Genomic DNA, 13,354 nt, shown 5'->3' with positions numbered 1-13,354 from the left:
CCTCCTATAGACTTTCATATGTTAATTCCACACCTTCAATGTTCATTTTCGAAAATTCTTTCGGCTTCATTTTTTTAATCGATTGAATTTGAGAACAGTCTTCTGGTCTTAAAAAAGTAATCACTCCATTTTTCATTTCCGGTTTCCACAAACGTACAGCTAGTTCGTCAACTCCCGTTTCATCAGGATAATTAAACCCGTGTACCATCGTCCCAAAATGAAGATCAGCTCCATCGTAAAAACTATCTCCTTCGTCAAAGTGAATCGGCTCCACATATGCTTGACACTCTCTTGCCCCAAGGAAAATATCACGACGTCCACCTGCTTCAAGTGAACGTTTTAGAATGGCGTAATGTTTTCCTTCGTTTCTATCAAAAGCTAAATCAGGGCGATGTTCATTAAACTCAAAATGCGCTTTGACGTGATAACATACGTCTTTCAGATAGGTGTAATGGGCTAATGAATTACCTCCTCCGTACTCAATCGGTCGCATCCCTTTTGACTCCATTTTGATTGGATTCATAATCCGAATCGCATCGACTACCATGACAATCGTCGGTTTCCAATAAATCGACTCGACGATCCCTTTGATTGCTTGATAGGTCGGTATTTGATACGACATTTTTTCACCACCTAACTTCGTTAAAGGGTCGGTAAACAGCGCATAATTTCCGTATACTTTAAATTCAATCGAGTTTCGCATGACTCTCTCCTTTCGGTCTAAATCATCAAATCTTGCATCTCTGAATCTTGTGATAGATTCAAGCCAAACTGTTTGTCATAAGCACTTTCATGTAAAGCAAGTACTTGACCATCGAGTAACGTCATAACACCGTCTGTTCTCTCAAGATTTTGTATCTCATGAGCATATAAACCGATGGAATATTGTTGAGATTCTTTTAGCCATTGCCTTGCCTGTTCCCAACTAATGTCGCCATTCAAATGAGCAATGAGTTCTTCCCCTTTTTTCGTATACGGAACGAGCACATCTGTTGTTAACTCATCAATGACTTGAAAGTGGTCAGCGACCGTACGATGTCGCGCAGTTAACAGTGATTGTTTTTCGTTATTGTTCTCGCTCATGTCAAAAAGCATAGGAGCCAAACATTGACTAGTTTTTATCGGATAATCCAATTCAGATTCACGAACCTGATAAAATTCTGTAAAATATCTTCTCATCGCAGCTGGTGAGAGCAAGTCACCATCATAAGCACTTGAATCTCTTTTCAAGTCCACTATCATCCGCTTTACAATTTGTTGTCCTTTTTCAATGTCAGTTAATTTCGATACATCCTCCTCGATATGATTGACTACATAAACTGTGCTGATTTCTAATTCACCGTGACGATTACAACGACCGGCGGCCTGTGCAAGTGAATCTAGTCCTGCATAGGAACGGATAACACAAGGGAAGCTGACGTCCACCCCAGCCTCAATCAATTGTGTACTAATACAAACTACACGTTTATTTGCCTTCAATCGCTCAGTGATCCTTTTTAAAAGATCTTTACGGTGAGCCGCACACATCGAAGTGCTAAGATGAAATAACTCTTCTTCCTGAAATGTCGTTTTTAGTGATTCGTATAACTTTCTGACAACTGACTTTGTATTCAAAATAACGAGAATACCCTTATGATCAGCTGCTCGATCTTGTAGTAATACACTTAGTTTTTCCGTGTCGTAATCTTCTACCAACACTTCCAGCTCTGTTCGTTTGAAAGAATCCGATACCATGGGAAGATTGGAAATGATTTCACCATCGTTAACAAGTCGACGTTTAACAAAATCGAGAGCCGGCTGTGTCGCGGTACATAATAGAACACTTGTGTTCACCCCAGTTTTCAAATAGTTTAAAGACTCGTTGAATAATGACACGCACTTCGTCGGGACTTTTTGTACTTCATCGAAAATGATGACTGCGTCACTTAGATGATGCATACGCCGCGTGTTTCGATTTCCTTTCGCATAAAACGTATTCAAATATTGAACCATCGTCGTGAAAATAATTGGAGCATCCCAATTGTCTTTTGCTAAATTTAGTTTTGCTTGGAGATTGATTTCATCATCAGAAAAATCATCTGATTGAATTACATTAGAATGATGCTCAACAACTTCTTGTGTGTTTAAGACATCGCGAGTAACTTGAGCGTTTTGCTCGATGATTGTGGTGAATGGAACAACGTAAATAATGCGTTGTTTGTTATAAAGAATTGAATGATGGAGTGCGTATCTGAGACTAGCCAATGTTTTACCGCCACCTGTCGGAATCGACAAGGTATAAATACCACTTGGTTGCTTGGCATGTTCCCGACATTGATCGGACATTTGTTGTCTTAACAGATTAATCGGTGTATCCGAGGACTTCTTCCCTAAATGAGAAATATAATCTTCTAACCGTTGCATATACACTGCAAAGTCACTCATAAGAGTGTATTCTGGTTGATTTGTTTCAAACTGTCGCGTATTTGTTCGATCGGCATCTAACAACACGCTAAATATAAACTTGGTCAAGAAAGTGGAAACCGATGTGTTCTGGCCTACTCTTTTAAAGTATTCGAGCATTTCTAAATGAGCTGATTCAACATATCGATTTAAATCAGACTCAGACATCACTTCATCAAAGAAGCGATATTTACAGAGTTCATATTCTTCAAGCGCTTTCATTTCGACTCGTTTTAAAAACGGAGACTCTTCTCCTGATACATAGTCATGCAGATTACCATGATGTGAGATGATTGCGTTGCTAACTATTTCTGCTAGCAATTGCTTCGTTACACTCGTACCTTTCAACATGTCAAAAAGCAAACGCCCCCCAGCAGTCGCGTGATCGACTTCTCCACGAGTTACTTTTTCTCCAGAGGTTGCCCTACGTATATAATCTTGAAACGCATCACTATACTTTCCTAAGTCATGCAATAAAGCAGCCAGACCACAAATTTTAGAAATCCTTAAAGAATTCCCCCACTTTTCGGCAAGTTCTTGAGCATCTAACAGGTGTTCTTTGACAGTTTGAATCGCATGGTCAGATGATCGAACGTGTGCAGTGTAATCCACTCTCTCACCCTTTCTTTAGACCTATTATTTTTTTCAACACGTTAGTGCTCAATACCTCTTCATTTTATTACATTATTTTACTTAAGGTGGGTACTTTTTCTTATCAGGTTTTAATTCTACAATTAACGTAGATTTACTAAAATCCACAAATAAACCGAATCGCATCGCAACTCGGTCTCTTAACACTCTAGTTTTTTACCGTCACACATACTTACATCAAGCTCAATTTAAACTGGTAGGCTCTGTACACATTATTTTCCCCCTATTTCTTTATACGTTTACTATAAACAAGAATGAATGTATTCGGTACACAATAATCATTATAATAATGGGTCAATCTTACTTTTTAATGGTATTATTTCTCAATGGATATGATTCGTTTAGGAGGGTACATATGATGAAAAAAGTGTTTAGCTTGATGATTGTATTTCTTCTGATCACATCTTCTTTTCTCTCGACTGGATCAATCGTTGAGGCGGTCCCGAAGAAGCAGAATCGTGCTATTATGGGAGTATCGGCTTTGACTCCGCCACAAATGGCGGATTACGTAAAAAAGAAGAATCCTCGTGATGTCCGACTAGTACAAACGTCGGTCGAAGACTTGGCGAACCTCTTCGTCATCATCGGCGCTAAGGAAGGTGTTCGTGGGGATGTCGCGTTCGCTCAAGCACTGAAAGAGACAGGCTACTTTCGATATGGTGGCGATGTACTCCCTGAACAACATAACTATTCCGGAATCGGGACGACTGGGAATGGCGTAAAAGGTCACTATTTCCGTTCACCGCATCAAGGCGTGACTGCTCAAGTTCAGCATCTAAAGGCATACGCCTCACACGATGCACTGAATACGAAACAAGTCGACCCACGCTTCCATCTCGTCAAGCGAGGCTCTGCAACGACGTGGCCATCTCTTCACCAAAAGTGGGCCATGCAGCCGAAAGGAAATTACGGGACCGAGATTCTTTCGATTTATCAAGAAATGTCGAAAATACCAAAACGTGTCGCTAAAGCAAACAGATAAGAAATGTAGGGGTGAAGGAACGTGACGTGCAAACAAGTTAGACTCGCGAGCGGAATCGCATTATTCGTGACCGGCGTGATGTTGTTACTCAAACGCTAATGAGCATTTCGGACAATGGTCCGAGTGCTTTTTTTATGACCGATATTACAAAGGAGGATATCATGAACCCTATTTCATACATACGAAACGAACAACACTGTACCATTCGTCAAGCCTCACAAGACGACGCGAAATCCCTCGCTTTCATTTGGCTGCAAATCGATCAAGAGACGGACTATTTAGACCGCGAACCTGGAGAAGGCACTCTCGATGAGCATGCATTTAAGCAGTTAATTGAACATGACTTAGTTATAATGAATCGTATTTTTCTCATAGCAGAAGTCGATGGGGAAATTGTCGGGTTTGCCCGCTGCGAAGGAAGTGTGCTCGCTCGAAAATCCCACACTGTCGAATTTGGAGTTGGAATTCTGCAAGCGCATTGGGGACTCGGTTTAGGTTCAGCTATTTTACGATACGTTCTCGATTGGGCGCGAACGGAACGCCTTCATAAAGTCACTTTAAGTGTCATTGAAACAAATAAAAAAGCCATAGCACTCTATGAGCGCTACGGCTTCGAAGTCGAAGGCCGATTACGGGACGATAAGCTTATTGATGGACAGCACTTCGATACAATCTTAATGGGATATCTCATTCCACCGGTAACGATACCCGAAAACAAATAACCTGACCCTCCAGTGGTGCGGCCGTCAACCGTCCCCCATGCAACAAAATGATTTGGCGGGCAATCGATAGACCCAATCCATCACCTGGCGTGACCCCTCTCGAGGAATCGACACGATATGTGCGATCAAACAGATAAGGGATGGCATCAATCGTTTCAGTCGTTGTCGCATTCGAGATAGACCACTCAAGCATATCCTCCCTGGTCTGGAGATCAATTTGAATCGGACTCGTTTGCTCCGCATATTTCCATGCGTTCGAAAAAAGATTCTCAAATACACGAATGAGCTGTTCTTGATCGGCTACTATCCATCGGTCAGGTTGAATCGATAGGTGTAATCGATGACCTCGCTCATTGAACAACGGCTCCATCTCGTGGATGAGTTGGGTCGTCAATAGGCTCAGGTTGAGTCTCTGTTTCTTTAGTTGCATATGTGGGGCATAGAGTCGGTTTACGTTCATCAGCTGATCTAGCAAATGTTCAAGCTGATCCGTTTTTTCATTTAGAATACGAAAATGATCTTTTTCTGCAAGCGTCAGTTCCCGATTCATTTGCAGGAGTTGCGTATAGCCTTTGATGCTCGTGAGCGGTGTCCGCAAATCGTGCGACAGGTTGGAGAATAGTTGGTTCCGCTCTTCTTCATGCGCCCGTTCCTTTTCAAATAATTCACTTAATTGAGCTGACATCCGATTCACACTCTCTCCAAGCGACGCGATTTCGTCTCGACCTTCCACTTTGACAGTTCGACCGAGGTCACCGTTTGCAATCTGTTCAATCTCACTCGATAAATACGTGATTTTTCGAAGTGTTTTCCGCATCATCAGTGAAAATCCAATAATAAAGATCAAAATAACAATGAACGTCACCCCTAAAAACATAAGATTGGACGTCAGGGGATCTGGTGTTGTTTCGTTCTCAATGTAGTATAAACTGATCGAATAGCCCATGATTAAAAAAGCAATCGTCGCAATCAATGCATTGACTAAAATGATACCAATCAACTTCACTAGCAAGCGATCCCATTGTCTCCGTCTCATAATCGATACCCCACGCCCCACACCGTCTTGATAATGGTCGGTTTTCGTGGTGTGTCTTCTAACTTTTCTCGGATTTTTGTGATGTGGACCATCACTGTGTTGTCGACCTCAAATGCTGCCTCACCCCACACCGCCTCGTAAATCTGTTCAACTGTTAACACTTGATTCGGATGACGCATAAAATAGGCGAGAATATCAAACTCTTTCGGTGTAAGTCGAATCAACATCTCATCCTTTCGACATTGTCGCGTCTGTAAATCAAGTGTCACATTTTCAAAGACGAGTGTACTCGTGAGGTCTGCTCGATCTGACCCATAATCACGATATCGTCTGAGTAACGATTTGACACGCAGCGTCACTTCAAGTGGGTTAAACGGTTTTTTAATGTAGTCGTCCGCTCCAACGGAAATGCCTTGCATCAAATCCAAGTCGCTCGTTTTGGCTGTGAGCATCAAAATCGGCATAAACTGCGTCTTTCGAATTTCAATACAAGCTTCAATCCCACCCATGACAGGCATCATCAAATCTAGAATGAGTAAATCGATCGTTTCGGTCGACGCGAGGTCGAGCACTTCTTGTCCATTTTTCGCAAATCGGAGTGCATATCCTTCATTTTTTAAATAGATAGCAAGTAATTCTCGAATCGCTTCATCGTCGTCAGCGATACAGATGACGGGTTGTGAACGCATCTCTTTCCTCCTCGTTTTTCGCTAGTAAACTACATTCATTTCCTCTATTAATGAGTGTAACAAACTCAGTAACGGCACTTCCTTTCCAACTTCTTAAGATTTCTTAAGAGAATACTAAAAACTCCTTACGCTTGCGAGTGAATACTAGACAAGGTAAGGAGTGAATTTATTATGGAAATGATCATACATTATGCCATGCTCGCCATCGGCATCATGTTTACCCCATTATCTGACGACGTCTTAATGATCACCCATCTGACGGTCGCGGATGATTTTGTCCCAAGTTGGCTTTTATTTGTCTCCACCTGGATTCTCTTCACGCTCACGTTCGGCTGGTTCTATTTAATCGGGAAAGGGCTTCATCGTATCCTACCCGTGCGACAACGCGAATCTCGTTATCTTAAAAAAGCCGAGGCGCTCTATCAAACATACGGGGCACGCACCATTATGATTTCTTATTTTATTCCCGGCCTTCGGCACCCGCTCCATTACATCGCCGGGTTCACATCGCTCAAACTTCGTACGTATGCGTTCTATACGACCATCTCTGCTTTCTTCTATACCGGTGCTTGGTTTCTCGTCATCGGACTGGCCAATAAAATCCCGGCGTTTCAACAGTTTCAAGACTGGGTGTTGTCCTTTTAACTTAGTGTCCTCTGTATTTCCCGAGCGCTCGCATGTTTAAGAGATATAAGACACCTGCATAAAGAATCAGACCGAGTAAATACATCCAGATGCCTGAGAAACCACTTCCGTAAATCATGACTTCCTTGATTGCTGTCGCTCCGTAGAAGATTGGCATGACGTAACTCAAGTTCCCGAGTCCGTATGGAATCAAGTCGAGCGGGATGAGTCCTGAGAAGAATACTTGCGGGATGATGGTGAACGGAATCATCTGAACAACCTGTAATTCCGAACGGGCAAACACCGAGATGGTCGCTCCGAAGAGTACCGCCGTACCCGCCATGAGTAGCATCGTCAACATGACCCACGCCATGTTCCCAAGAGAAGACAGACCGAGCACATAAATCGAATAGAGTACGATGAAAATCGACTGCACGACCGCAAACGTACCGTATCCGAGTGTATATCCTAAAATGACCTGTCCTCGTTTGATTGGGGTCATCAAGAGTCGCTCGAGTGTACCCCCACTCCGTTCTTTGACGAGTGCCATCGCAGATAGGATGAACACGAAGAAGAACGAGAAGAGGGATAGGAAGACGAAGCCGAACGAATCGAATGTCGATTGGTCTTCTTCCCCATAGACGAATGGCGTATCGATCTCGGCTGCGGGATTGAGCGTCGTCAACGCATCTTGAATCTCACCAACCGCCTTCGACGACTTCGTCGAAGGTTCGCGTAACGTGATGGTCGTTCCTTCTTGATTCATTTCAAACACGGCATCGACATGTTCATTGTCTTCGATATATACTTTTGGATCATCGAACGATGCCTGTTCCACTTCGAGCGTCTCGTCTTCAAACGCATTGACAAGCTGTTCTGGTGCGTTGTCATCCAGGACGACGGTCGGCACGTAGTCGGAGTCCCCGAGTAAGAAGTAGACGAGTGTCAAAATGAGAAGTGGCGCAATCAAGATCAAGGCGACACTTCGTTTATCATTCAACGTCTGAAAGATGACACGTTTCGCTAAGTTACGCATGGTCACCCACCCCCTCTTTCCCTGCAATCAAGAACAGTTCTTCGACGCGACCATTCTCGGTCTGGTCAAGCAAATCTTGCACATGGTCATAGGCGATCAACCGTCCATTATAGACGAGTGCGGCTCGATCACATTCGAGCACTTCATCCATGACGTGCGTCGAGACGATGATGGTCGTCCCTTCCGCCCGAATCGTTTGGAACTGATCCCAAATCTGTCGGCGTAAAATCGGATCGATTCCGACCGTCGGTTCATCAAGAAACAACACATCGGGCTTATGCAGGATGGCAATGGCCAAGGAAAGACGCTTCTTCATCCCGCCTGAAAAATTGCGGACGAGCTTATGCCGGTCGTTCGTTAAATCGACAAGGTTGAGCACTTCGGTGATGCGTTCTTGGAGCGCCTTTTTCCCTAACTTATAAATCGACCCGAAGAAGGCGAGGTTCGCTTCGGCCGACAAGTCTTCGTACAAGCCATCGTTCTGCGGCATAAATCCGATTTGTTGGAGCATGTCCATGTTTGGCATCTTCGTTTCGCCGATATGGACACTTCCTTTGTCCGGTGCGAGGGCGCCGATCATGAGTCGGATGAGCGTCGTCTTCCCCGATCCAGATGGTCCGAGCAAGCAGCAAATTTCTCCGGATGGGATGGTGAAGTCGATGTTGTCGATGGCGAGTTGGTCGCCGAACGACTTGTCGACGTGTTGCAGTTGAATGTTCATTTCTGTCACTCCTTTTCGGCGCCTCATCGTGTATACTCAAGATAATCGACACCGTGTTGGTTTATATGTTCAGTATAGTCCCCGTTCACGGTGGCAACAATCGTCAATATCGGTCATCGTGTCGGTTTTCCGACAGATGCAATGAATGTGTTGAGGAAAAGGAGAAATAATATGGAACAAACTGACTTACGCGTCATCCGAACGAAGAAGCTGATCAAAGATGCCTTCTTTAGTCTCATTGAAGAACAGGGATTTGAAGCCGTCACTATCAAGCAATTGACTGAACGAGCCGGCATCAATCGGGGTACCTTTTATAGCCATTATGTAGATAAGTTCGAGTTGATGGAGAAATGCGTCGACGAGATCTTTGAAGAGGCCGAACAGAAGTTGATTCATCAGTTGCCGCACATCTTCGGAGACGAACGGACCGACAACTCGTATCATTATCTCGTCCCGTTCATCCGCTTCATCGAAGACAATCAAATCATCATGAAGCCGCTCCTCGGACCAAATGGAGATCCGACGTTCCAGGCAAAACTTCGAAAATTTATGCAGGCTGCCTTGTTTCAGCGCTCCCCGGTAACCTTGTTTGACCCGGACAAGATGATGGTCCCGCCTCTATATCTCGTCGCCTATCTATCTTCAGCTCACATGGGCGTCATCTATGAGTGGTTGAACAATCCGTCTTCGGAAGAGACAGCGGAAGACATCGCCCGCATCATCTATACAATCACCTATGAAGGACCACTCGTCGCTGGTGGTGTGAAGTCAAACGAATAGAGCCTCCCGCACATATTGCGAGAGGCTATTTTTATGAAACACGAACGTGCACGTGCAGGTTCCCATTTTCTTCAGTTGTCGTCTGATATGCGTTCTGTACTGCCTCAAAATCATGCCAGGCGATGCGGTATGACTTTCCTCGCATCCCTTCAAACTCGAAGGCGAGATGTTGTAAATCCGACATACCTAGGATACGGTCAAACGGTCCACCCTCGCCAGTCCATTCCAATTGATTCGCCGAATCCTTCAATACGAGGTCGAGTCCATGCATCACTTTTTCTTTGATCAATTGTCCATCCGCGGCAACACGCATCCCGTCTTGAATATCATGCATCCGACACGATTCGATCTCATCAAACGGGATGGTGATTTCATCCCCGTTCGTAAAGTGAAGCGTGATTGTTTTTACGATCATCTTAGATTCCTACTTTCGTTCAGTCTCTGTTCCCTTACTATACATAACTTTTGTCGGTTCAGGGATGACATCTTTGTGGATGTGGCAAATCCGTAAAAGCATGTTCGTTTCATTTAGAAACGGGAATAGAAGAGGTAGCACTCATTCTGTTTTTTGAAAATAACACTTCGGAAAGGCGGCGAATATATGCCATCAGTGGATAAGTCGGTCATCGTCATAGGCGGAGGGCTCGGCGGCTTGTCAGCAGCCATCTCACTCGCACAAAAAGGTTACGACGTCTCACTCTACGAAAAGAATGATCACATTGGCGGGAAAGTGAATCGGCTCGAACAAGACGGATTCGGTTTCGACCTCGGACCCTCAATATTAACGATGCCCCACATCTTCGACAAATTGTTCCGCGGAAGCGGGAAACGGATGGAAGACTATGTGTCCATCAAACGACTTGAGCTCGAATGGCGCTCTTTCTTCCCGGACGATACCGTCCTCGACCTCTACCATGACCTCGAACAAATGCAACGGGCGAATCCTTCCCTCTCTCGAAAAGACATGCAAGAATATCGTGAACTGTTGAATTATGCAGCGCGCATCTATAAGACGACCGAGAAGGGCTATTTGGCCGAAGGGTTTGAGTCGCCTTTAGAAGCAGTCATGAAAACAGGCATCTTCCCGACCCTATTCGGATTCGACTTGACGTCGACGATGTATAGCGCCATCAAGAAACGGATCAGTAACCCTCATCTTCGGGACATGCTCTCGTATTACGTCAAATATGTCGGGTCGTCTCCGTATAACGCACCCGCTGTCTTAAATATGATGATTTACATGCAATATGCCCAAGGCTGTTGGTACGTCGAAGGCGGGACCCATAAGCTCGCAGAAGGTTTGACGAAGCTCGCTGAAGAGATCGGTGTGAAGCTACATACCGGAGAAGGCGTGGTTCGTGCCCATACGGTGAACCAGAAGGTGACCGCCATCGAGCTTGAAGACGGACGTCTCCGTTCTGCTGATTATTTCGTCTCGAACATGGAAGTCATTCCGTTCTATCAGAAGATGGTCGACGCGGACGAACAGTACGTCGACAAACTCGTCGATAAATACGAACCGGCAAGTTCCGGATTCGTCCTCCATCTCGGGGTGAAGAAAGCCTATCCACAACTGGCACATCATAACTTCTTCTTCTCTGAGAACCTACATGAACAAATGGATAAAATTTTTGAGAAACATGAACTTCCGGACGACCCGACAATCTATCTCGTCAACGTCAACAAGACCGACCCGACCCAAGCGCCACCAGGACATGAGAACATCAAAATCTTGCCACACATTCCGTATATCCAGGATGTGCCGTTCACGGAAGAAGAGTACGCCGCTTTTGAAGAACGTGTACTCGACAAATTGGAACGAATGGGTCTCGATGGTTTGCGTGAACATACGGTGACACGTGATGTATGGACGCCCCATGATATCGAGCGGACGTATGGATCGGACCGAGGTGCCATTTATGGAACGGTCGCCGACAAGAATCGGAATGGCGGCTTCAAACATAAGAAACAGAGTGAACTTTACCACAACCTCTACTTCGTCGGCGGAACCGTCAATCCGGGCGGTGGCATGCCGATGGTGACATTGAGCGGTCAGCAAGTGAGCGACAAGATTGCGAAACGCGACAAAGTGAAATGATTTTCTTCAATCCCTCATTCAATATGAGGGATTATTTTTTGAAACTTTTTCCAATAACCTTCCGTATATTGAGCTACGATACAAACATACAAACGGAGGAACAGGATGCATCAAATCACAAGTTATTTCTTTATGTATGCCAAAGTTGTCGTCACGGATAAAGTTCCATTCATCTGGACATTCGGAATTCCGCTCATGATCGCCTTGACACAGTCGTTTTCAGATAGTCGCCAAGCAACGACAGCGGAATATTACCCAGGGCTCTCTTATTTCTGGGTGTATATTATTCTTGCTACATATGTGAACGGTGTCGGCATCGAACTCGCTCGTATGCGTGAATACGGACTGATGAAAACGTACGTGATGATCTCAGGCAACAAACTGACGTATGTCATCGCCGTCATCTTGGCGCAACTCTTATTCGCCTCCATCAGCCTACTTTTATTCACAACGGTCGTCACGCTCGTACACGGGTTCTTCTCGTTCAAGTTGATTGCAACATCTCTACTCGTATTGATCGGTAGTATACCGTTCGCGGTTGCAAGTGTCGCCATTACGGCACTTCCAGTGAAAGTATCGAGTCTCGGGACATTCGCGAACATTCTGATGTTTCCGCTCTTTTTATTGGCAATTAAGTCACCTGATCAATGGTTCAGCTTTTTCAACCCGTTCTATGCACTCCATGAATTCGCGCTCGGATTGCTGCACCTGACGACTCAAGTCGATCTTTCGTTCGGGGTATGGGCGATATTCCTTTCCATACTTGGTTACTTCATCATTGGTGCGATTGCGTTGAAACGCTTCAGTCTCGTCTCACTCATCACACGCTAGGAGGTTCTTATGCACGTAAACCAGCTCACTTATCGCTATCCGAAAGCGACGCGTCCCGTGCTCGATGACGTATCATTCACGTTACAACCAAACAAATTGAACGTCTTGATCGGACAAAACGGGGCCGGAAAGACGACCCTGTTTGACTGTATGACCGGGGCACTCCCGGTCGACAAGGCATCCCTCGACCTCGTTCCGATGATGGATATGCTCTATTTGACGCAACTCATGTACAACCATCATGAATTGACGGGGAAAGACTTCGCCTACTTCATCGGACGTTTGTCGCAGCGCCCCGACTTCAAGAAACTCGAGTCTTATGTGAACAACCTTTCGACGTCCCGAGAACAAGAACTGTTCGAAAATCTATGGATGATGAAGCTCGGAAAGATGTCGGTCGGGGAGAAGAAATGGCTTTTCGTGACACTATTGTCTTCCATCAAGCGTTCCCTCTACTTATTTGACGAGCCGACGAGTGGGGTCGATCCGGCATCCCGCATTCAAATCATGCGCCGTCTGCAACGCCTCGTCGACGAAGGCAAGACATGTCTCATATCGACACACCAATTGCACGACTTAGCTCAGCTCGATGCTCATGTCATCTTCCTACACGATGGACGTATTTTATATGAAGGGGACTTTCAGGATTGGCTCAAAGAATCCGGAACGACCGATCCGGACGAAGCGTTCGTGCGAATGGTCGACACACCGCTCGATGATGTCGCGGTGACACGATGAATGA

General features: G+C 45.1%; 14 protein-coding genes. 7 read left to right on the top strand and 7 right to left on the bottom strand.

The genetic code is table 11. The annotated features are described in order from the left end of the window. Positions 1-4: 4 nt before the first annotated feature. Positions 5-703, bottom strand: a complete 699-nt coding sequence (gene cas5c, locus GVY43_RS13425) for a type I-C CRISPR-associated protein Cas5c (RefSeq protein ID WP_159563446.1) — start codon at positions 701-703, stop codon at positions 5-7. Positions 704-720: 17 nt separating this feature from the next. Further along, positions 721-3,054 carry a CRISPR-associated helicase Cas3' gene (cas3, locus tag GVY43_RS13420; protein WP_159563445.1) on the bottom strand — a complete coding sequence of 778 codons (2,334 nt, stop codon included), beginning with the start codon at positions 3,052-3,054 and terminating at the stop codon, positions 721-723. A gap of 397 nt (positions 3,055-3,451) precedes the next feature. Here cas3 and GVY43_RS13415 point away from each other — a divergent pair, with 397 nt between their 5' ends. After that, complete coding sequence (locus tag GVY43_RS13415) at positions 3,452-4,075, top strand: glucosaminidase domain-containing protein (RefSeq protein WP_236548963.1); 624 nt, start codon at positions 3,452-3,454, stop codon at positions 4,073-4,075. Between the two features lie 161 nt (positions 4,076-4,236). Next, on the top strand, positions 4,237-4,797 hold the full coding sequence (locus GVY43_RS13410; protein ID WP_159563443.1) for a GNAT family N-acetyltransferase: 561 nt from the start codon (positions 4,237-4,239) through the stop codon (positions 4,795-4,797). Here the strand turns inward: GVY43_RS13410 and GVY43_RS13405 are convergent. Together GVY43_RS13405 and GVY43_RS13400 are read right to left on the bottom strand one after the other, a co-directional pair. Next, positions 4,763-5,833, bottom strand: coding sequence for a HAMP domain-containing sensor histidine kinase (locus GVY43_RS13405; RefSeq protein ID WP_159563442.1), 1,071 nt, complete (start codon positions 5,831-5,833; stop codon positions 4,763-4,765). The two genes, GVY43_RS13410 and GVY43_RS13405, sit on opposite strands and share 35 nt — an antisense overlap. Continuing rightward, positions 5,830-6,522 (bottom strand): response regulator transcription factor, encoded by a 693-nt coding sequence (locus GVY43_RS13400; protein ID WP_015880656.1) that lies wholly within the window; start codon positions 6,520-6,522, stop codon positions 5,830-5,832. Before GVY43_RS13400 ends, GVY43_RS13405 begins: the two co-directional genes overlap by 4 nt. A gap of 171 nt (positions 6,523-6,693) precedes the next feature. Here GVY43_RS13400 and GVY43_RS13395 point away from each other — a divergent pair, with 171 nt between their 5' ends. Continuing rightward, complete coding sequence (locus GVY43_RS13395) at positions 6,694-7,167, top strand: DedA family protein (protein ID WP_074034750.1); 474 nt, start codon at positions 6,694-6,696, stop codon at positions 7,165-7,167. A 1-nt stretch (position 7,168) separates the two neighbouring features. On the opposite strand, the gene GVY43_RS13390 is transcribed toward GVY43_RS13395, so the two are convergent. Both GVY43_RS13390 and GVY43_RS13385 read right to left on the bottom strand, forming a co-directional pair. Next, positions 7,169-8,182, bottom strand: coding sequence for an ABC transporter permease (locus GVY43_RS13390; RefSeq protein WP_159563441.1), 1,014 nt, complete (start codon positions 8,180-8,182; stop codon positions 7,169-7,171). Then, on the bottom strand, positions 8,175-8,903 hold the full coding sequence (locus GVY43_RS13385) for an ABC transporter ATP-binding protein (protein WP_159563440.1): 729 nt from the start codon (positions 8,901-8,903) through the stop codon (positions 8,175-8,177). The genes GVY43_RS13390 and GVY43_RS13385 overlap by 8 nt, the downstream gene beginning before the upstream one ends. A gap of 171 nt (positions 8,904-9,074) precedes the next feature. Between GVY43_RS13385 and GVY43_RS13380 the strand changes: the two genes are divergently transcribed. Beyond that, complete coding sequence (locus tag GVY43_RS13380) at positions 9,075-9,683, top strand: TetR/AcrR family transcriptional regulator (RefSeq protein WP_159563439.1); 609 nt, start codon at positions 9,075-9,077, stop codon at positions 9,681-9,683. 31 nt (positions 9,684-9,714) lie between these two features. On the opposite strand, the gene GVY43_RS13375 is transcribed toward GVY43_RS13380, so the two are convergent. Further along, positions 9,715-10,098, bottom strand: coding sequence for a hypothetical protein (locus GVY43_RS13375; RefSeq protein WP_159563438.1), 384 nt, complete (start codon positions 10,096-10,098; stop codon positions 9,715-9,717). A gap of 186 nt (positions 10,099-10,284) precedes the next feature. Between GVY43_RS13375 and GVY43_RS13370 the strand changes: the two genes are divergently transcribed. The 3 genes from GVY43_RS13370 (at position 10,285) to GVY43_RS13360 (ending at position 13,350) form a co-directional block, all read left to right on the top strand. Next, a complete protein-coding gene (locus GVY43_RS13370; protein WP_074034759.1) occupies positions 10,285-11,781 on the top strand; it encodes an NAD(P)/FAD-dependent oxidoreductase in 1,497 nt (498 codons plus the stop codon). A 105-nt stretch (positions 11,782-11,886) separates the two neighbouring features. After that, complete coding sequence (locus GVY43_RS13365; protein ID WP_159563437.1) at positions 11,887-12,612, top strand: hypothetical protein; 726 nt, start codon at positions 11,887-11,889, stop codon at positions 12,610-12,612. Between the two features lie 9 nt (positions 12,613-12,621). Next, the gene (locus GVY43_RS13360) at positions 12,622-13,350 is read left to right on the top strand and encodes an ABC transporter ATP-binding protein (RefSeq protein ID WP_159563436.1); all 729 of its coding nucleotides are present in this window, start codon (positions 12,622-12,624) and stop codon (positions 13,348-13,350) included. The last annotated feature ends 4 nt before the right edge of the window (positions 13,351-13,354 follow it).

The organism is Exiguobacterium sp. 8H, assembly GCF_902506255.1.
Taxonomy (GTDB): domain Bacteria; phylum Bacillota; class Bacilli; order Exiguobacteriales; family Exiguobacteriaceae; genus Exiguobacterium; species Exiguobacterium profundum.
Note: the sequence above shows the minus strand (reverse complement) of the source record. Positions and strands in the feature narration are given on the sequence as shown.

Excerpts from the sequence above, each read along its gene's own strand:
- cas5c (WP_159563446.1), bottom strand. The coding sequence starts at position 703 with ATGCGAAACTCGATTGAATTTAAAGTATACGGAAATTATGCGCTGTTT.
- GVY43_RS13415 (WP_236548963.1), top strand. The coding sequence starts at position 3,452 with ATGAAAAAAGTGTTTAGCTTGATGATTGTATTTCTTCTGATCACATCT.
- GVY43_RS13410 (WP_159563443.1), top strand. The coding sequence starts at position 4,237 with ATGAACCCTATTTCATACATACGAAACGAACAACACTGTACCATTCGT.
- GVY43_RS13405 (WP_159563442.1), bottom strand. The coding sequence starts at position 5,833 with ATGAGACGGAGACAATGGGATCGCTTGCTAGTGAAGTTGATTGGTATC.
- GVY43_RS13400 (WP_015880656.1), bottom strand. The coding sequence starts at position 6,522 with ATGCGTTCACAACCCGTCATCTGTATCGCTGACGACGATGAAGCGATT.
- GVY43_RS13395 (WP_074034750.1), top strand. The coding sequence starts at position 6,694 with ATGGAAATGATCATACATTATGCCATGCTCGCCATCGGCATCATGTTT.
- GVY43_RS13390 (WP_159563441.1), bottom strand. The coding sequence starts at position 8,182 with ATGCGTAACTTAGCGAAACGTGTCATCTTTCAGACGTTGAATGATAAA.
- GVY43_RS13385 (WP_159563440.1), bottom strand. The coding sequence starts at position 8,903 with ATGAACATTCAACTGCAACACGTCGACAAGTCGTTCGGCGACCAACTC.
- GVY43_RS13380 (WP_159563439.1), top strand. The coding sequence starts at position 9,075 with ATGGAACAAACTGACTTACGCGTCATCCGAACGAAGAAGCTGATCAAA.
- GVY43_RS13375 (WP_159563438.1), bottom strand. The coding sequence starts at position 10,098 with ATGATCGTAAAAACAATCACGCTTCACTTTACGAACGGGGATGAAATC.
- GVY43_RS13370 (WP_074034759.1), top strand. The coding sequence starts at position 10,285 with ATGCCATCAGTGGATAAGTCGGTCATCGTCATAGGCGGAGGGCTCGGC.
- GVY43_RS13365 (WP_159563437.1), top strand. The coding sequence starts at position 11,887 with ATGCATCAAATCACAAGTTATTTCTTTATGTATGCCAAAGTTGTCGTC.
- GVY43_RS13360 (WP_159563436.1), top strand. The coding sequence starts at position 12,622 with ATGCACGTAAACCAGCTCACTTATCGCTATCCGAAAGCGACGCGTCCC.